General features: G+C 73.0%; 15 protein-coding genes. 9 read left to right on the top strand and 6 right to left on the bottom strand.

The genetic code is table 11. The features are described from left to right. Positions 1-23: 23 nt before the first annotated feature. Together ACNQOV_RS17105 and ACNQOV_RS17100 are read right to left on the bottom strand one after the other, a co-directional pair. Positions 24-1,796 (bottom strand): acetyl/propionyl/methylcrotonyl-CoA carboxylase subunit alpha, encoded by a 1,773-nt coding sequence (locus ACNQOV_RS17105; protein WP_022908143.1) that lies wholly within the window; start codon positions 1,794-1,796, stop codon positions 24-26. Positions 1,797-1,875: 79 nt separating this feature from the next. Further along, entirely contained in the window at positions 1,876-2,685 is an 810-nt protein-coding gene (locus tag ACNQOV_RS17100; RefSeq protein WP_416396051.1) for a Maf family protein, read from the bottom strand. A 14-nt stretch (positions 2,686-2,699) separates the two neighbouring features. On the opposite strand from ACNQOV_RS17100, the gene ACNQOV_RS17095 reads away from it, so the two are divergent. The 4 genes from ACNQOV_RS17095 to ACNQOV_RS17080 all read left to right on the top strand — a co-directional run bounded on the left by ACNQOV_RS17095 (position 2,700) and on the right by ACNQOV_RS17080 (position 7,299). Further along, complete coding sequence (locus ACNQOV_RS17095) at positions 2,700-3,959, top strand: class I SAM-dependent RNA methyltransferase (RefSeq protein WP_416396049.1); 1,260 nt, start codon at positions 2,700-2,702, stop codon at positions 3,957-3,959. Positions 3,960-4,148: 189 nt separating this feature from the next. Further along, positions 4,149-4,913, top strand: coding sequence for a response regulator (locus ACNQOV_RS17090; RefSeq protein ID WP_402268232.1), 765 nt, complete (start codon positions 4,149-4,151; stop codon positions 4,911-4,913). A gap of 5 nt (positions 4,914-4,918) precedes the next feature. Further along, a complete protein-coding gene (locus tag ACNQOV_RS17085) occupies positions 4,919-6,253 on the top strand; it encodes a sensor histidine kinase (RefSeq protein WP_416396047.1) in 1,335 nt (444 codons plus the stop codon). After that, positions 6,250-7,299: a hypothetical protein gene (locus ACNQOV_RS17080; protein ID WP_416396045.1), complete on the top strand. Its 1,050-nt coding sequence runs from the start codon at positions 6,250-6,252 to the stop codon at positions 7,297-7,299. Before ACNQOV_RS17085 ends, ACNQOV_RS17080 begins: the two co-directional genes overlap by 4 nt. 424 nt (positions 7,300-7,723) lie before the next feature. Here the strand turns inward: ACNQOV_RS17080 and ACNQOV_RS17075 are convergent, their stop codons facing one another. Both ACNQOV_RS17075 and ACNQOV_RS17070 read right to left on the bottom strand, forming a co-directional pair. Beyond that, on the bottom strand, positions 7,724-7,999 hold the full coding sequence (locus ACNQOV_RS17075; RefSeq protein WP_416396043.1) for an acyl-CoA carboxylase subunit epsilon: 276 nt from the start codon (positions 7,997-7,999) through the stop codon (positions 7,724-7,726). A gap of 13 nt (positions 8,000-8,012) precedes the next feature. Beyond that, positions 8,013-9,608: an acyl-CoA carboxylase subunit beta gene (locus ACNQOV_RS17070; RefSeq protein WP_022908150.1), complete on the bottom strand. Its 1,596-nt coding sequence runs from the start codon at positions 9,606-9,608 to the stop codon at positions 8,013-8,015. Positions 9,609-9,681: 73 nt separating this feature from the next. Here ACNQOV_RS17070 and ACNQOV_RS17065 point away from each other — a divergent pair, with 73 nt between their 5' ends. From ACNQOV_RS17065 to ACNQOV_RS17050, 4 genes are all read left to right on the top strand, one after another. After that, positions 9,682-10,512: a biotin--[acetyl-CoA-carboxylase] ligase gene (locus tag ACNQOV_RS17065; protein WP_416396041.1), complete on the top strand. Its 831-nt coding sequence runs from the start codon at positions 9,682-9,684 to the stop codon at positions 10,510-10,512. Positions 10,513-10,516: 4 nt separating this feature from the next. After that, positions 10,517-11,065, top strand: a complete 549-nt coding sequence (locus ACNQOV_RS17060; RefSeq protein WP_070418457.1) for a PH domain-containing protein — start codon at positions 10,517-10,519, stop codon at positions 11,063-11,065. Between the two features lie 63 nt (positions 11,066-11,128). Continuing rightward, positions 11,129-12,436 carry a UDP-glucose dehydrogenase family protein gene (locus tag ACNQOV_RS17055; RefSeq protein ID WP_416396039.1) on the top strand — a complete coding sequence of 436 codons (1,308 nt, stop codon included), beginning with the start codon at positions 11,129-11,131 and terminating at the stop codon, positions 12,434-12,436. A gap of 20 nt (positions 12,437-12,456) precedes the next feature. Further along, positions 12,457-14,343 carry a hypothetical protein gene (locus ACNQOV_RS17050; RefSeq protein WP_416396037.1) on the top strand — a complete coding sequence of 629 codons (1,887 nt, stop codon included), beginning with the start codon at positions 12,457-12,459 and terminating at the stop codon, positions 14,341-14,343. Here the strand turns inward: ACNQOV_RS17050 and ACNQOV_RS17045 are convergent. Next, entirely contained in the window at positions 14,324-15,853 is a 1,530-nt protein-coding gene (locus ACNQOV_RS17045) for a DUF2142 domain-containing protein (RefSeq protein ID WP_416396035.1), read from the bottom strand. The two genes, ACNQOV_RS17050 and ACNQOV_RS17045, sit on opposite strands and share 20 nt — an antisense overlap. A gap of 81 nt (positions 15,854-15,934) precedes the next feature. Next, positions 15,935-16,465, bottom strand: a complete 531-nt coding sequence (locus ACNQOV_RS17040; RefSeq protein ID WP_416396033.1) for a GtrA family protein — start codon at positions 16,463-16,465, stop codon at positions 15,935-15,937. Positions 16,466-16,618: 153 nt separating this feature from the next. Here ACNQOV_RS17040 and ACNQOV_RS17035 point away from each other — a divergent pair, with 153 nt between their 5' ends. Further along, on the top strand, positions 16,619-17,755 hold the full coding sequence (locus tag ACNQOV_RS17035) for a 5-(carboxyamino)imidazole ribonucleotide synthase (protein ID WP_416396031.1): 1,137 nt from the start codon (positions 16,619-16,621) through the stop codon (positions 17,753-17,755). Positions 17,756-17,861: the final 106 nt, after the last annotated feature.

Genomic DNA, 17,861 nt, shown 5'->3' with positions numbered 1-17,861 from the left:
GCGCGCGGCGGCGCGCGCGCCGCCTACGCGAGCTCGAGCAGCACGTGGCCGGACGAGATCGTCTGGCCGACGGGGGCGTTCAGCCCCGTGACGACGCCGTCGCGCGGGGCAGCGACGGGCTGCTCCATCTTCATGGCCTCGAGCACGACGAGCAGGTCGCCCTTCACCACGGTGTCACCCTCGGCGACCGCGAGCTTCACCACGGTGGCCTGCATCGGGGACGTCACCGACCCGGACGAGGCGAGCCCGCCGCGCACGCCGGACGACCGACGCTTCGGGGGAGCCGAGGGTCCGGCCGGACGACGACCCGCAGCGCCACCGACGCCGACGATCGACGGCATGGTGACCTCGATGCGCTTGCCCTGCACCTCGACGACGACGCTCTCGCGGTCGGCCGGCGCGGGGAGCTCCTCGGGGGAGCCGCTCCACGCGGGGATGTCGTTCTGGAAGTCGGTCTCGATCCACTGCGTGTAGACGGAGAACGGCTCGTCGTCCGACGTCGCGAACGCGGGGTCCGACACGACGGCACGGTGGAAGGGGAGCACGGTCGGCAGGCCGGTGACCTCGAACTCGGCCAGGGCACGGCGCGAGCGCTCCAACGCCTCGGCGCGCGTGGCGCCGGTGACGACGAGCTTCGCGAGCATCGAGTCGAACGAGCCGGACACGACGTCGCCGGACACGACGCCCGAGTCGACGCGGACACCGGGGCCGGACGGCGCGTGGAACGCGTGCACGGGGCCCGGCGCGGGGAAGAAGTTCCGACCGGGGTCCTCGCCGTTGATGCGGAACTCGAACGAGTGGCCGCGTGCCACGGGGTCGGAGTAGTCGAGCACGCCGCCCTCGGCGATGCGGAACTGCTCGCGGACGAGGTCGATGCCGGTGACCTCCTCCGAGACGCAGTGCTCGACCTGCAGGCGCGTGTTGACCTCGAGGAAGGACACGGTGCCGTCGGCGCCGATGAGGAACTCGCACGTGCCGGCACCGACGTAGCCGACCTCACGGAGGATCGCCTTCGACGACTCGTACAGGCGCTCCGTCTGTGCGGCGGTGAGGTACGGCGCGGGCGCTTCCTCGACGAGCTTCTGGTGGCGACGCTGCAGCGAGCAGTCGCGGGTGGAGACGACGACGACGTTGCCGTGCTCGTCGGCGAGGCACTGGGTCTCGACGTGGCGCGGCTTGTCGAGGTACTTCTCGACGAAGCACTCGCCCCGACCGAACGCCGCGATCGCCTCACGCGTGGCCGACTCGAACTGCGACTCGACCTCGTCGCGGGTGCGGGCGACCTTCAGGCCGCGGCCGCCGCCGCCGAAGGCCGCCTTGATGGCGACCGGCAGGCCGACCTCGTCCGCGAACGCGATGACCTCGGAGGCGTCCTTGACGGGCTCGATGGTGCCCGGCGCGAGCGGCGCGCCGACCTTCTCGGCCACGTGACGCGCGGACACCTTGTCACCGAGCTGCTCGATGGACGCGGGCGACGGCCCGATCCACGTCAGCCCGGCGTCGATGACGGCACGGGCGAAGTCGGCGTTCTCGGCCAGGAACCCGTAGCCCGGGTGCACGGCGTCGGCGCCGGACCGTCGGGCGACCGAGATGATCTTGTCGATGACGAGGTAGGTGTCGGCGCTCGTGGTGCCGTTCAGCGCGTAGGCCTCGTCGGCGAGGCGTGCGTGGAGGGCGTCACGGTCCTGGTCGGCGTAGACCGCGACCGATGCCTTGCCTGCGTCGCGGGCCGCGCGGATGATGCGGACGGCGATCTCGCCGCGGTTCGCGATGAGGACCTTGCTGATACGGGGCATGGTAAGTCAGCGTATTCGTGCGGGAGGGCCACGAATTGACTGGCACCCACAAAGAACGAGCGCGAAGAAGTGTGGATGTCTACAGTGCCCACAGGTCGTGCCAGGCGATGCCGAAGCCGCGGAGCAGCATCGACCGCAGCACCGGGAGCGACAGCCCGACCACGGCCGACGGTGCGCCGTCGATCCGGGTGATGTAGGCCGCGGCCCGTCCGTCGATCGTGAAGGCGCCGGCCACCTCGAGCGGTTCGCCGGTCGCGACGTACGCGTCGATCTCCTCGGGGGACACGTCGTCGGCGAAGGTGAGGACGGCGCTGTCGACCGCCACCACGTGGTCGCCGGCGGCGACCATCGCCGACCCGCCGGGCGCGACATCCGCGACGAATGCGGCGGCGCCCAGCGGCCCACCGCCCGACGCGTCCACGGTGCGGACGGGAGGCACGGTGCCGGCCCGACCCGCGCCTCCAGGCCCCTGGGCGGGTGCGTCCAGGACGTCGGGTGCGTCCGCGACGCGGCGCCGGTCCACGACGCAGTGCCCGCTCCAGAGCGTGCCGCCGCCGGCGGCGAGCATCTGCCGCCACCGCTCCCGGGCGACCTCGGGGTCGTGGGGCTTGCCGTACAGCACGCCGTCGACCTCGAACGCGGAGTCCCCGCCGAACACGAAGCCGTCGGCCGGGGAACCGTCGACCGGGGCGTCCGCGACGGCCGAGGCCTTGGCGACCGCGAGCATCGCCACCAGCTCCGGCCCGGTCAGGTCGCGGCCGAGCGACGTGGCGGCCGCGGCGACCGCGGCGTCCTCGTCGACACCCGGCGCGACGAGCACCGGCTCGATCCCGGTCTGGGCGAGCAGGGCACGGCGGGCGGGGGAGGTACTCGCGAGGTACAGACGCATGGGAACATCGAACCATGGGTGAATCCGTCGGAACGCTGCTCGACCTCGACGTCACCGGGATCGCCCACGGCGGCATCTCGGTGGCACGGCACGAGGGGCGGGTGGTGTTCGTGTCGGACGCGATCCCGGGCGAGCGCGTCCGTGCCCGGGTGACCGAGGACCGGAAGAAGTCGTTCTGGCGCGCCGACACCGTGTCGGTCGAGACGCCGAGCGAGCACCGCGTCGACCACGTCTGGCCCGAGGCCGCCCTCGACCGCGACCCCGCGGTCCGTGCCGGCGGCGCCGAGTTCGGGCACATCGCCCTCGGCCACCAGCGCACGCTGAAGCACGACGTCCTGGTCGACTCCTTCGCCCGGTTCGCCCGCACCGACCTGGCCGAGGTCCTCGGGCACGACGTCGTCGTCGAGGCCGCGCCCGGCGACGACGAGACCGGCGGCACCGGGTGGCGTACCCGCGTGCGTCTGCACGTGGACGAGGACGGGACCGCCGGACCCTTCGCCGCCCGGTCGCACACCGTGGTCCCGGTCACGTCCCTGCCGCTCGCGAGCCGCACCGTGCAGGAGAGCGCACCGCTCGGCCGCGGCGCGATGCCCGGTGCCTCGGTCGTCGACGTCCTCGCACCGAGCGGCTCCGAGGGTGCGCGCCTCGTGATCGACGAGCAGAAGCCGACCGTGGTCACCGAGACCGTCGGGGACCGCTCGTTCCAGGTGGACGACAACGGCTTCTGGCAGGTGCACCGCCAGGCGCCCGCCGTGCTGACCGCCGCGGTGCAGGACCTCGTCGACCGCGACCGGCTCGACCCCGAGGGGCAGCACCTCGACCTCTACGGCGGTGTCGGGCTGCTCGGCGCAGCGCTCGTCGACCTCGTCGGGCTCCGCGCGAAGCTGACGAGCGTCGAGAGCTCCGAGCGCGCCACCGAGCACGCGCAGGAGAACCTCGCCGAGTGGATCGGCGTGCGCGCCGAGACCGCCCGCGTCGACCGCTGGCTGCAGCGGACCGTGTCGTCGCTGACGGCGACCGAGCGGCAGCGCCACCGCGCCGGCACCGTCGTGCTCGACCCGCCGCGCTCCGGTGCCGGTCGCGAGGTCGTCGTGCAGATCGCGGCGCTCCAGCCGGCGCAGGTCGTCTACGTCGCCTGCGACCCGGTGGCCCTCGCGCGCGACGTCGCGACGTTCGCCGACCTCGGGTACCGCCTGGAGGCGCTGCGTGCGTTCGACCTCTTCCCGCACACCCACCACCTCGAGGCCGTGGCGCGGCTGGTGCCCGTCGCCTGACGTCGATCACGGGCCGGGCCGGGCGCGGCGGGCTCGACGCGCCCGGGACGGCTCGGTCCGATGCGGCGGCTGCGCGGTGACCCACGGGGCTGGCCGTTCCGCGCGACGCGTGTCGCCCGCGGACACGTCGGCGCGGCGCGATCGCATCGCGCTGCTGCCTGAGTCCGACCTGGGTATCCTTGGGCGGTGATGGCGAACCGGTTTCAGGGGCCGGCGAGCACATCGACGAGAGAGGCCACCGTGGCAACAGACACGACCACCACCGGAACGACCGGACTGGCGACCAAGCCCGTCCGTGTCGCGATCGTCGACGACCACGAGTCCGTGCGGCTCGGGATCCAGGCAGCGTGCCAGAACGAGGGGTTCGAGGTGGTGCTCACCGCCGCGAGCGTGCCCGAGTACATCGAGAACCTCGGTGGGCGCGAGGTCGACGTCGTCGTCCTCGACCTGTCCCTCGGCGACGGCTCGACCGTGACCGCGAACGTGAAGGGTGTGCAGGGCACCGGTTCCGCCGTGCTCGTGCACTCGATCGCCGACCGCGTCGCGAACGTCCGTGAGGCACTGGCCGCAGGGGCGGCCGGCGTCATCCCGAAGTCCTCGGCGACGAAGACCGTGATGGCCGCCGTCGCCACCGTCGCGCGCGGGGACGTGCTGAACAACCTCGAGTGGGCCAGTGCGATCGACGCCGACCGCGACTTCGCGAAGGCGCAGCTCGGACGCCGCGAGCGCGAGATCCTGCACCTGTACGCCTCGGGCCTCCCGCTGAAGCTGGCCGCGCAGCAGCTCGGCATCGGCTACTCCACCGCCCGCGAGTACCTCGACCGCATCCGTGTCAAGTACGTCGAGGTCGGTCGACCCGCCCCGACGAAGGTCGACCTGCTCCGTCGCGCGGTCGAGGACGGCATCCTGCCGGGGCTCGACTCGGGCATCGACCCCGACGGCGACGGCCGCTGAACAGCATGACGGCGGCGGACGCTGCACCCGGCAACGGCGCCGGGGCCGGTCCCGGCACGACGGCCGGTGCCGGAGCCGCGCCCGCCGCAGGGGCCGGGGCCGCCAGGACGGCCGTCGGGGCGATCGAGCCCGCGCCGTTCGGCGCCGATCCCGCACGCAGTGTCCGCGCGTCCATCACCCAGGCGTCGGTCGAGCGTGCCTTCGCGATCCTCATCGCCGTGGCCGCGCTCGGCTTCGGTGCCACGACGGTGCCCGCGGTGCTGTCCCAGCTGCCGTACCTCGACCCGGTGTGGGGGCCGGTGGCCGCCTGCGCGCTCGCCGCGTCGTTCCTGTTCGTGGGGGCGTCGGTGTTCGTGCGGCGCCTGGCCCAGATCGCGCAGATCGTCTGCGCCCTCGTGTTCCTCGTCGTGCTCGTCACCTGGCCGCTGACGGCCCGCGAGCCGATCCCGTCCGACCAGGCACCGTGGCCGTGGTGGCTGTGCACCGTCGGGTCGACGGCCGCCGCCATGGGGTTCGCGCCGTGGCGGGCGTCGGTCTACACCGCACTCGTCCCGGCCGTCTACGTGGCGATCCGGTTCACCCCGGCCGGCGGCGACGCGGGCGCCGGCGCGGTCCTCAACGGCTTCTACACGGCGATCCTCAGCGGGGCCGCCCTCATCATCGTGATCGTGCTGCGCCGTGCGGCTGCTGCGGTCGACGCGGCCCAGGCGACGGCGGTCCGTCGGTACTCGCACGCCATCCGCGAGCACGCGACCGAGGTCGAACGGGTCCAGGTCGACGCGATCGTCCACGACAGCGTCCTGACGACACTGCTCTCCGCCGCGCGCGCGGACACCCGTGACGCCCAGGTGCTCGCCGCGCGCATGGCCCGGAACGCGATCGACCACCTCGAGGCGGCCGCGTCGGACGGTCCGGGGGACGCACCGCCGGTCCCGCTCGTCGACCTGCGGGAGCGGATCGCCGACGCCGTCGGGGCCCTCGCGGCGCCGGTGCGCGTCGACCGCGGGCACCTCGGGACGGCCCGTGTCCCCGCGATCGTGGCGGACGCCGTGGCCTCCGCGGCCGTCCAGGCCGCGGTGAACAGCGTGCAGCACGCCGGCCCGGCCGACGTCGAACGCTGGATCGTCGTCGAGCAGCGCGGTGCCGGCGTGCACGTCGAGGTCGGTGACCGCGGGACGGGCTTCGACACCGCGACGATCCCCGCCGAACGACTGGGCGTCCGCCGCTCGATCCTGGAACGCGTCGTCGCGGTCGGTGGCACCGCCGAGATCGTCACCGCGCCCGGAGCGGGCACGCGGGTACTCCTCGACTGGCGCCCGACGACGGGGGAGCCGCGGTGAAGGCCTCACTGCCCGCCGGCGTCGCGATCGGGCTCGCCACGCTCTTCTCGGTGTACCACCTGGTCCTCGCCGCCACGACGCTCCCGGGGGCGGCCGAGATCGGCCCGGTCCTCGCGTGCATGGTGCTCTACGCGGCCGCGACCGGGGTCGCGGTGTTCGTGCACGGGCGTTCGCTGCCGGTCTGGGCCGCGTGCTTCGCGCTCGCGACCGCCGTCGTGCTGCCGATCGTCGCGTCGCCGACCGTCGACCTGGCAGCGGGGCCGGGGAACGGCACGTGGTGGATCGCCGCCGTCGGCACGCTCATGGTCGTGCTCGTGGTGCGCGGTCGCGGACCGTTCGCCTGGGTCGGGGTCGGCTTCCTCGCGGTGCACGCCGTCGCCTGGGCCGGGCTCGGGGCACTCGGATCGCTCGGGGTGCTCGGCAGCGTGTCGTGGGTCGCGATCGCCACCGGTCTCGCCGCGGCGACGAGCCGGGCCACGCGCGTCACCCGTGACTTCGTCCGCGCCGAGCAGGAGACGGCGGACTGGCAGGCGGCGCAGGACGCCCACGTCTTCGAGCGCCAGTTCCGCCTGAGCCAGACGACGCGGATGGCGCTGCCGATGCTGCAGCGGATCATCGAGACCGGCGGTGACCTGGACGACGCCGAGCGTGCCGAGTGCCTGCACCTCGAGCAGGCCATCCGTGACGAGATCCGCGGTCGGTCGCTGCTGTCGGACGACGTCCGCGACGAGGTGATGCGGCTCCGCCGTCGCGGCGCCACCGTCCAGCTGCACGACGACGGTGGGCTCGACGACCTCGAGGTGCCCGACCTGCGCCGCGTGCACGCCCGGATCGCCGATGCGCTGCGGCAGGCCCGTGAGGCCGACAACGTGATCATCCGGACGGTCCCCGAGGGCTCGGCGTCCGCCGTGACCGTCGTGGGGCTGCGGCTCGACCTCGCTGCGAGCGAGTCGGCGGCCCTCGGCGCGGGCATGGACGACGAGGACGGCGACGAGGACGACTCGGTCGTGGTGTGGCTGGAGATCCCGCGGCACGAGGTCGTCTGACCCGAGTCGGCGGACGACCTCGTCGCGCCGGGATCGCCGGCGGCGGACGCGTCTCGACCTGCCCGGAAACGGGGAACGGGCCGGTCGGAAACCGACCGGCCCGTTCACGACCCGAGTCTGAGCGACAACCCGAATATCGCCCTGACTCGTAGCTGGTGGTGGCGTCGTACCCTAGTCGGCCACCGACCTGCGATGTTCTTCGTTGAAGGACACCGAACACTGACTACTATGCCTGCCGCTGAACGCTCTGTCAGTCGTCATTATGGGGGACAAAATCGCCCATTTCCGACCGCATCGCACCGAGCTGTCCCCCGTCTGAGGGGAGACGAACCGGGAACTCCGCCCACGAGGGGCACGGAGTGCGTCGGGACCCAGGGGTACATGCTCGCTCGCACCGAGCGGTGCGCGCAAGCCCCGGGGCGTCCTAGCGGAGCGAACGGCTCCAGGCGCCGGCTCCGTGCTCGAGCGGTCGACGGAGCCCCCGAGCGGACGCGTCCCACCCGGACCGCGGCGACACGGTGACCTCGGGTCGGCCGAGCGACGCGGCCTCGTCGGCCTGCCGCTGCAGGACGGCGATGACGGCGGCGAGCTCTTCGGGCGTGGGCTCGCCGGACACGACGCGCACGTCGGCGGCGGCGGAGGCCGCACGCTCGGCGGGGACGGCGGGGACGGCGGGGACGGCGGCGGCGTGGCGGCCCATCAGCGTGCGCCCGTCACAGCGGGATGTTCCCGTGCTTCTTGGGCGGCAGCGTCGCACGCTTCCCGCGGAGGGCCCGCAGCGCCTTGATGACCGAGACGCGCGTCGCGTGCGGCTGGATGATCCCGTCGAGCTCGCCGCGCTCGGCCGCGAGGTACGGGGAGGCCACGTTGTACGTGTACTCGTTCGCCAGCTTCGCGCGGACGGCGGCGACGTCCTCGCCGGACTCCTCGGCACGCTTGATCTCGGCGCGGTACAGGATGTTGACGGCGCCCTGACCGCCCATGACGGCGATCTCGGCGGTCGGCCACGCGAGGTTGATGTCGGCGCCGAGCTGCTTCGAGCCCATGACGATGTACGCGCCGCCGTAGGCCTTGCGGGTGATCACGGTGACGAGCGGCACGGTGGCCTCGGCGTAGGCGTACAGGAGCTTCGCGCCACGGCGGATGACGCCGGTCCACTCCTGGTCGGTGCCGGGCAGGTAGCCGGGCACGTCGACGAGGGTGAGGATCGGGATGCCGAAGGCGTCGCAGAACCGGACGAAGCGCGCGGCCTTCTCGCCGGCGTCGATGTTCAGCGTGCCGGCCATGGCCTGCGGCTGGTTCGCGATGATGCCGACCGTGCGGCCCTCGACCCGACCGAAGCCGATCAGGATGTTCGGCGCGAAGAGCGGCTGCACCTCGAGGAACTCACCGTCGTCGACGACGTGCTCGATGATCGTGGTGACGTCGTAGGGCTGGTTCGTCGAGTCCGGGATGACCACGTCGAGCTCGCGGTCGGCGTCCGTGGTCTCGAGCTCCGGGGCCACGTCGTACGCCGGCGCGTCGGACAGGTTGTTGTCCGGCAGGAAGCCGATGAGCGACCGGGCGTAGTCGAGCGCGTCGGTCTCGTCCTCGGCGAGGTAGTGCGCGACGCCGGAGACGGCGTTGTGCGTCTGCGCGCCGCCGAGCTCCTCGAAGCCGACGTCCTCGCCGGTGACCGTCTTGATGACGTCCGGGCCGGTGACGAACATGTGGCTGGTCTTGTCGACCATGATCACGAAGTCGGTGAGGGCGGGGGAGTAGACCGCGCCGCCGGCCGCCGGGCCCATCACGATCGAGATCTGCGGGATGACCCCGGACGCCTGCGTGTTGAGGCGGAAGATCTCGCCGTACTTGCCGAGCGCGACCACGCCCTCCTGGATGCGGGCGCCGCCCGAGTCGAGGATGCCGATGATCGGCACGCCGGTCTTCAGCGCGTGCTCCATCACCTTGATGATCTTCTCGCCGGCGACCTCGCCGAGCGAGCCGCCGAAGACGGTGAAGTCCTGCGCGTAGACGGCGACGTTCCGGCCGTGGATCGTCCCGACGCCGGTGACGACCGCGTCACCGTAGGGGCGCTTGGACTCCATGCCGAAGGCGTGGGTGCGGTGCCGGACGAACTCGTCGAACTCGACGAACGAGTTCTCGTCCAGCAGCTGCTCGATGCGTTCGCGCGCGGTGCCCTTGCCCTTGGCGTGCTGCTTGGCGATGGCGGCCTCGCCCGCGGCGGTCACGGCTTCGTGGTACCGCTCGCGGAGGTCGGCGAGCCGTCCGGCCGTCGTCGAGAGATCGGGGGTGTCTCCTGAAGTCACCCGCTCACCCTACCGGCGGTGACGGCGGGGCCGGTTGGAGGTCCCCCACGGTTCCTGCCCGTAGATTTGCTGCATGTCCACACCCGTGCCGTCGACGTTCCCGCTGACCCGAGCCGTCGTCGAGGCCGCCGGCGCCGTCCTCACCGAGCCCGCGACGACCGGGTCCACGAACGCCGACCTGCTCGCCGTCGCGTCGACCGAGCCGCACGGCAGCGTGGTGGCGACGCTCGACCAGACGGCCGGACGCGGCCGGCTCGACCGGAGCTGGACGGCCCCGGCCGGCGAGACGCTCGCGGCGAGCCTGCTCGTCCGCGCCGACCTCGACGACCGTGACCGCGGGTGGTTGCCGCTCGTCGCCGGGGCCGCGATGCGCGACGCGATCGCCGCGGAGCTGGGCGTCCCCGCCGAGCCGCGCCGCGCCTCCGGGCCCGCACCCCGTGTCGCGGTGAAGTGGCCGAACGACGTCCAGGTCGACGGCCGCAAGGTCTGCGGCATCCTCTGCCAGGTCGCGGGCGACGGCAGCGTCGTCGTCGGCGCCGGGGTGAACCTCACCATCCCCGCCGACCGCCTGCCGACCCCGACCGCGACCTCGCTCGCGCTGCAGGGGGCGCCAGGCTCCGCACCGGAGCTCGCCGACCGCGTGCTGGCCGCGTTCCTCCGCGCGGTCCAGGAGGCCGTGGTCGCCCTGGTCGCGGGCGGTGACGACGCGGAACGGGTCCGGTCCCACGTCCGGTCGGCCTGCGGCACGATCGGGCAGCGCGTCCGCCTCGAGCTGCCGGACGGCACGACCTCCGAGGGCGACGCGACCGGGATCGACGACGAGGGTCGGATCACGATCCGGGATCGAGCGGGCGTCTCCAGGGACGTCGCCGTGGGGGACGTCACCCACCTGCGGTATGCATGACGGCATGACCGACGAGCCGCCGCCCGAACGCGTGGTCGCGCGGCTGCGGCCGCACGCGCGCCGGCTGGTGCGACCGGCGGTCTTCGTGGTGCTCGTCATGCTCGCCGGCGGGTTCGGCTTCGGTGTGTTCCGTGCCCAGCTCGCGTGGCTGAACGCGGTGGTGGCCGGCCTCGTCGTACTCCTGGTGTTCCTCGGCGGGGCGATGCCGCTCTTCCGCTGGATGTCCGAGCGCTACGTCGTGACCACCCGGCGTCTGGTCGTCGTGCACGGCCTCGGGACGCGCACCCGACGGGAGCTCCTGCACTCGCGGGGCTACGACGTGACGGTGCGGCGCCGCGGCCTGCAGGGGGTGTTCCGGTCCGGGGACGTCCTCGTGTTCCCCGGGGACGAACCGGCCCTGGTGCTCGGTGACGTCCCGCACGCGGACCTCGTCGTCGCGGTCCTGCACGACCTCGTCGAGGCGCACGAGGCACGGCGCCGGCACCGCGAACCCGACTGGGACGAGATCGTCGGCGGCGCCGACCGCCCCCGCTGGGGCGACGTCCGCCCCTGACGGTTCCCCGGCGACGGGCGCTGTGCACCCGAAGTCCACCGAGACTCCGGTACCGTCTTCGACGTGCGTATCTCTGTCATCGGCTGCGGTTACCTCGGTGCCGTGCACGCCGCCTCCATGGCCAAGCTCGGGCACGACGTCGTCGCGGTGGACGTCGACCCGTCCAAGATCGAACGGCTCGCCGCGGGCGAGGCCCCGTTCTTCGAGCCCGGTCTGCCGGAGATCCTGCGCGAGGCGCTCGCGTCCGGTCGCATCCGCTTCACGACCGACATGGCCGAGGTCGCCGGTGCGCGCGTGCACTTCCTCGCCGTCGGCACCCCGCAGGGGCCGACCGGTGCCGCGGACCTGACGTACGTCGACGCCGCGGTCGCGGCGCTGACGCCGCACCTGTCCGCGGGCGAGTTCGTCGTCGGCAAGTCCACGGTCCCGGTGGGCACCGCGGCGCGCCTGGCCGCCGAGGTGTCCGACGCGGTCCCCGGTGCGACGCTGGTGTGGAACCCGGAGTTCCTCCGCGAGGGCTTCGCGGTGCAGGACACCATCAGCCCGGACCGCTTCGTCTACGGCGTGCCGGACGGTGCCGCCGGACAGGCCGCCGTCGACGTCCTCGACGAGGTCTACGCCGAGGCCCTGGCCGCCGGCACGCCGCGGCTCGTGGTCAACCTGCCCACGGCCGAGCTGGTGAAGATCAGCGCGAACGCGTTCCTCGCGACGAAGATCTCGTTCATCAACTCGATGGCGGAGATCGCCGAGGTCGCCGGGGCCGACGTCACGGCCCTCGCCGACGCGATCGGGCACGACGCCCGCATCGGCCGGAAGTTCCTCAACGCCGGCCTCGGGTTCGGTGGCGGTTGCCTGCCGAAGGACATCCGGGCGTTCCAGGCGCGGGCGGACGAGCTCGGGGTCGGGGAGTCGCTGGCGTTCCTGGCCGACGTCGACGCGACGAACCTGCGTCGTCGTGCGCACGTGGTCGAGCTCGCGCAGGAGCTGCTCGGCGGGGACGTCACCGGCAAGCGCGTCGCGGTGCTCGGGTTGGCATTCAAGCCGAACTCCGACGACGTCCGTGACTCACCGGCGCTCGACATCGCCGGACGGCTGCAGGCCCTCGGGGCGACGGTGGCCGCGTACGACCCGGAGGCCGTGGTCACGGCGCGCCGGGTGCGTCCGGAGCTGGAGTACGCCGAGCGCGCCACCGACGCACTGCGGGACGCGGACCTCGTGCTGGTCCTGACCGAGTGGACCGAGTTCCGCGAGCTCGACGCGGCCGCGGTCGCCGCGCTCGTGGCGGACCCGATCGTGGTCGACGGCCGCAACTGCCTCGACCGCGACGCCTGGACGGCAGCCGGCTTCACCTACCGCGGCATGGGCCGCTGACCACCGCGCGGGGGCGGGGGATGACGATCGACGACGCGCTGACCGACGACCGTCCCGCCGCGGTCCCCTCGGGTCCCGCCGCTCCGCACCGACGACGCTTCGGGGCGTTCCACGAGGGGCGTCGTCCCTCGCGGGAGTCGCTCCTCGCGAACGGCGCGCTCCTCGCCGTCGCCGCGCTGCTCGTGGCGTTCGTCGCGTACCGGACGCGGCTCGAGGTGACGAACATCGACGGCATCTCGTACATGTCGATCGCCAAGCAGTACGCCGAGTGGCACTGGGCGGACGCCGTGAACGGCTACTGGTCGCCGATGGTGTCCTGGCTGATGGCGCCGCTCATCGCGATCGGCGTCGGGCAGACCACCGCCTTCGCCGTCGTGAACACGCTGTCCAGCGTCGCCGTGCTGGCGATGGGGGCGTGGCTGCTGCTCCGGACGACGGGCAACGGCTGGACGGCGGGGTGGTCGATCGCCGCGACCACGCCGCTCATGATGGCGAACGTCAGCCTGCAGACCCCGGACACCCTCGTGCTCGTCTGGTGCCTCGGGTTCCTCTGGGCACTGCTCGCGGCGGACCGCGCCTGGCACGGGTCGATCCGGCGGATCGTCCTCACCGGGGTGCTGCTCGGGGCGGTGTGCGCGCTGGGGTACTGCACGAAGGCGTTCCTCGTCCCCGTCTTCCTCGTCGTGGTGCCGGTGTGGGCCGTCGTCCGCTGGTTCCAGGACCGTCCCGGGGCCCGGGAACGCCGGTCCGTCCTGCTGCCCGTCGTCGCCCTCGTCGCGGTGGTCCTCGTGTCCGCACCGTGGGTCGTCGCCCTGTCCGTGAAGTTCGGCGGGGTCGAGGTCGGTTCGTCGCTGACCGTGAACGTGTCCGGCAAGTTCAGCGACTCGTCCGGCAAGGACGCCGACGAGTACCGGATCCCCACGCCACCGAACGCGCGGGCCGTCTCGCCGAACGAGGACCGGACGCCGTCGATCTACGACGCCGGGCTCCTCACCGCCGAGCGGACCGTGCCGGCGGAGTCCGTCGCGGGGTCGGCGACGGAGTCGTCCCGGAGCCAGACCACCACGCTCGTCGGCAAGGTGCGGTACTACGTCGAGCAGCGACTCGAGGCGCTGCCGTTCTACTTCCTCCGCATCGGCTCGTTCGCGCCGTTCGCGCTCGCCATCGGCGTGGTGTTCGTCGGCGCGGTCGTCGCCGGGGTGGTGCACTACCGGCGGTTCGTGTTCGCGAGCATCGTCGGCATCTTCTCCGGCGTGTACCTGCTCGGGTACGCCGGGATCGCGACGGTGGACACCCAGGGCGGGAACGCCCGCTACTACCTGCCGCTGTTCACCGGGTCCGTGCTGATCGCCGCCGCCCTGCTGCCGACGATCTGGCGCGCGGCCAGGCGGGGTCGCCGGGTCCGGAAGGTCGCGACGGTCGTCGCGTGCGCCGTGCTCGTCGTCGCGGCGTACAGCCAGAACGTCAACGGGGTGCGTGCGCCGTTCTCGGTCATGACCACGAAGCCGTCCGGCATCCCCGCCGGACAGGTGCTCGGCGGGGTCGTCACGCCGGACGAGCCGCTCCCGGACCTGCTCGTCGCGAACCACACGCTCCCCGCCGGCAGCCGGATCCTCGGGACGAACACCCGCGACACCGTGCTCGTCGCTTTCCGCACCGGCACCCAGATGTACGGCGAGAACGGGCAGCAGTACGACTACGAGGACCCGGCCTTCGTCGACCTGCTCAAGCGGTCCGGGGTGCAGTACTTCCTGAACTACTCGAACGCGCTCATCCCGAAGGACCGGGACTACTCGGCGATCGGCACCCTCGAGGAGAGCTTCACCGTCGACCAGACCTGCCAGGACATCAAGTCGGCGCCCGTCCAGCCGTGCCTCGTCGACGTCGTCAAGGTGTCCGGGAACTGACGCCGCTCGGCGCCCAGAGCCGCACGACCACCGTGGCCCACCCGACGATGACGAGCACCCCCACGACGGCGACGAGGGCGAACGGCACCGGACCGGAGGCCTCGTAGCGGTCGACGCTCGCGGCCGAGATCGGCCCGCTCGCGGTGTTCCAGAACCACCCGGCGGCGACCGCGATCCCCCAGGTCCCGATCGCTGGGAAGGCCACGGACAGCACCAGGGGGAGCGCTGCTCGGCCCCGCCCAGGGAGGGGGAGGCGCCGCCACGCCACCGCGCTGAGCACGACGAGGCACAGCAGGGCCGGGAACAGGTAGCGGCCCTGCGTCCCCGCGACCTGGGTCGTGTCGAGGTAGGCCCGGGCACTGCTCGCGGTCTGCACGAGCAGCAGGAGGGCGGGGAAGACCGCCAGGCACCACGCCGCACGGCGGGTTCGGCCGCGACGGAACGCCCACCCGACCAGGACGACGAGCACCACCAGCGTCAGGACCGCGGTGAGGAGGTCGCCGATGCTGACCTGCGCTCGCTGCCCCGGTGACCCCCAGAAGGTCCGTGTGAGGGTGCCCCAGCTGACGTCGAGGAAGTGCCACACCGAGGGACCCTGGCCGTCCGGGAACGGCCGGTCCGGGCGGAGCGCGGCGTACCCGTCCGGCTGCAGGGTGTGGAAGCGCACGAGGTTGCGCAGCCACCACCACGCCCCGATCGCCGCGGTCACCCCGAGGACCGCCACGGTGCGCAGCAGCCGGCGAGGGAACGTGAGGACGCCCGCTCCGGCGGCGAGCGTCACGGCGGCGATGAACGGCACCGCGGGGAGTCCCGTGCCCTTGGTCCAGACGAGCAGGCCGAGCGCGACGCCCGTCGTCAGGAGCGTCCGGCGCCTCAGGTCCCCGGTGAGCAGGCGGGTCGCCAGCCAGACCACCACGCCGCCGAGCAGGAGGGTCGGGGCGTCGTTCGTCACCGAGGCCCCGATCGAGGCCAGTTGCGGCACGGCGAACAGGGCGAGGGCACCGAGCAGGGCGGCGCGCGGCGACCGCGTGACACGGCGGACCGACGCCCACGCGAGGAGCGCCAGCGGGGTCACGAGGACGGCGTCGACGAGCCGGAGCGCGACGAGCGCGTGGTCCCACCGCAGGGAGCCGTAGTGCAGCGCGCGGAGCACGACGGCGTCGACCACGTACGCCGTCGGCGGGTGCTGCGACATCTGGTTGACGGTCGTGGAGTCACCCGGGTGTGCCGTGAGCAGCCCGCTCACGGTCGACCACGTCGAGGAGTCGCCGTCGGCCTGCTCCTGCAGGGCGGCGCGGACGGCGTTCGTGACGTGCATCGTGCCGGGAGCCGGCCACCCGGACCCGGTCGCGACGTGGACCGCGGCGTCGAGGTGCGCCGCTTCGTCCGGTGCCTGGAAGGCCGGGACGACGAGTGCCCAGAGCACGAGCCAGAGCCCGAACACCGCCGTGGTGACGCCGACCCACAGCCGCTCGCGCCGCGGGACGGCGGGGTGCGGTTCGGACTGCATCGAGCGGACTCCCGGGGTCGGCGACGCCACCTCGGTCGGCGGCGCCTCGAGCCTACTGGCCCCGTTCCCACCGGGCGGGACCTACTGGCCGGCGACCTCGGAACCGGCGACCGACGACTGGGAGACCGTCGACCCGGTGCTCGTCGACGCGGCGCTCGTCGATCCGTCGGTCTCGGCAGCTCGTGCCGCCCGGGCGCGACCGCGTTCGGGGTGGTACACCCACACCTTGTAGAGCCAGAAGCGGAACACGGTGCCGAGCACGAGCCCGACGACGTTGCCGGAGATGTTGTCCGCCAGCGCCGATGTCAGCCCGAGCACGTAGTGGGAGATCCCCAGGCAGCCCAGCGAGATGACCATGCCGCCGAGGGAGACGATCACGAACTCGACGCCCTCGCGCGTCGCCACCGCCCGCCGCTGTTCGCGGAAGGTCCAGTAGCGGTTCCCCATCCAGTTGACGAAGATGGCGACGACGGTCGAGACGACCTTCGCCCAGAACGGTCCCGAGTGGACCTCGTCCGGGCTGAGCACGGTCGCCCGCAACACGTTGAAGATGCCCGTGTCGACCACGAACCCCACCGCACCGACGACGCCGAAGCGTGCCAGTTGGGCCACCAGTCGCCGCACGGTCTCTCCCGGGTCCGTAGAGTTGTCCCTGGTCGTGCGCTGCACGGCCGACCAGGCGGTCGCACACGACGGCGACCCGAACAGCGATTCTAGACAGCGCGTTCTCGCCGGACGGTGTGAACGACGGAAGGAACACACAGCATGGCGTTGCGCGTCGGGGTCATCGGTGGAGGACAGCTGGCTCGGATGATGGTGCCGGCCGCGGTCGAGCTCGGGCTCGACATCCGGGTGCTGGCCGAGGGGCCGGGCATGTCGGCGGCCATCGCGGCCACCGCCGAGGGGGACTACCACGACGTCGCGACGGTGCTCGCGTTCGCGCGGGACGTCGACGTCGTCACCTTCGACCACGAGCACGTGCCGCAGGACGTCCTGGCTGCCCTCGTCGACGCCGGCGTCGCGGTGCACCCCGGTCCGGCGCCGCTCGCCGTCGCGCAGGACAAGATCACCATGCGCACGCGCCTCACCGAGCTCGGACTGCCGGTGCCGGACTGGGCCGCCGTGCACGATCCCGACGAGCTGCAGGCGTTCCTCGACGACCACGGTGGCCGCGCCGTCGTGAAGACCGCACGTGGCGGGTACGACGGCAAGGGTGTCCGCGTGGTCACCGACCCGGCCGACGTCGCCGACTGGTTCATCGCCGTCGCCGAGGCCGGCGGCGGGCAGGCGCTCCTGGTCGAGGAGCTCGTGGCCTTCACCCGCGAACTCGCGCAGTCCGTCGCGCGGCGGCCGTCGGGCGAGGTCGTCGCCTGGCCGCTCGTCGAGACCGTGCAGCGCGACGGCGTGTGCGCCGAGGTGTTCGCCCCCGCCCCCGACAGCGCGGGGCGCATCGCGGACATGGCCGAGGACATCGCCGTCCGCATCGCGACGGAGCTCGGGGTGACCGGCGTCCTCGCGGTCGAGCTGTTCCAGACCGACGACGAACGCATCCTCATCAACGAACTCGCGATGCGTCCGCACAACACCGGCCACTGGACCATCGACGGCGCCACGACGAGCCAGTTCGAGCAGCACCTGCGCGCCGTGCTCGACCTGCCCCTCGGCGCGACCGGTTCCTTCGCGCCCGCTGCGGTGATGGTGAACGTCCTCGGCGGGCCGGCCGACGGCGACCTCGCCGGACGGTACCCGGGCGCGCTCGAGGCGTTCCCCGAGGCGAAGTACCACTTCTACGGCAAGGCACCGAGGCCCGGCCGCAAGGTCGGCCACGTCACCGTCATCGGCGACGACCTCGACGACGTCACCTACCGCGCACGGGCCGCGGCGGCGCACTTCGACGACTGAGGCTGCGGTCCGGACGCTGACGACGACCCACGGGGGGCCCCGGGGGGGGCCCCACCCCCCCACCCCACGGGGGGCCCGGGGGGGCGGGACGGCCCCCGCCCCGGCC

Source organism: Curtobacterium sp. LFS084 (assembly GCF_047977705.1).
Lineage (GTDB): Bacteria > Actinomycetota > Actinomycetes > Actinomycetales > Microbacteriaceae > Curtobacterium.
This window is presented reverse-complemented; position numbering and strand designations above follow the sequence as displayed.

Bases quoted from the DNA above. Each gene is read 5' to 3' on its own strand.
- ACNQOV_RS17105 (WP_022908143.1), bottom strand. From the start codon at position 1,796: ATGCCCCGTATCAGCAAGGTCCTCATCGCGAACCGCGGCGAGATCGCC.
- ACNQOV_RS17085 (WP_416396047.1), top strand. From the start codon at position 4,919: ATGACGGCGGCGGACGCTGCACCCGGCAACGGCGCCGGGGCCGGTCCC.
- ACNQOV_RS17100 (WP_416396051.1), bottom strand. From the start codon at position 2,685: ATGCGTCTGTACCTCGCGAGTACCTCCCCCGCCCGCCGTGCCCTGCTC.
- ACNQOV_RS17090 (WP_402268232.1), top strand. From the start codon at position 4,149: ATGGCGAACCGGTTTCAGGGGCCGGCGAGCACATCGACGAGAGAGGCC.
- ACNQOV_RS17095 (WP_416396049.1), top strand. From the start codon at position 2,700: ATGGGTGAATCCGTCGGAACGCTGCTCGACCTCGACGTCACCGGGATC.
- ACNQOV_RS17065 (WP_416396041.1), top strand. From the start codon at position 9,682: ATGTCCACACCCGTGCCGTCGACGTTCCCGCTGACCCGAGCCGTCGTC.
- ACNQOV_RS17075 (WP_416396043.1), bottom strand. From the start codon at position 7,999: ATGGGCCGCCACGCCGCCGCCGTCCCCGCCGTCCCCGCCGTCCCCGCC.
- ACNQOV_RS17045 (WP_416396035.1), bottom strand. From the start codon at position 15,853: ATGCAGTCCGAACCGCACCCCGCCGTCCCGCGGCGCGAGCGGCTGTGG.
- ACNQOV_RS17060 (WP_070418457.1), top strand. From the start codon at position 10,517: ATGACCGACGAGCCGCCGCCCGAACGCGTGGTCGCGCGGCTGCGGCCG.
- ACNQOV_RS17035 (WP_416396031.1), top strand. From the start codon at position 16,619: ATGGCGTTGCGCGTCGGGGTCATCGGTGGAGGACAGCTGGCTCGGATG.
- ACNQOV_RS17050 (WP_416396037.1), top strand. From the start codon at position 12,457: ATGACGATCGACGACGCGCTGACCGACGACCGTCCCGCCGCGGTCCCC.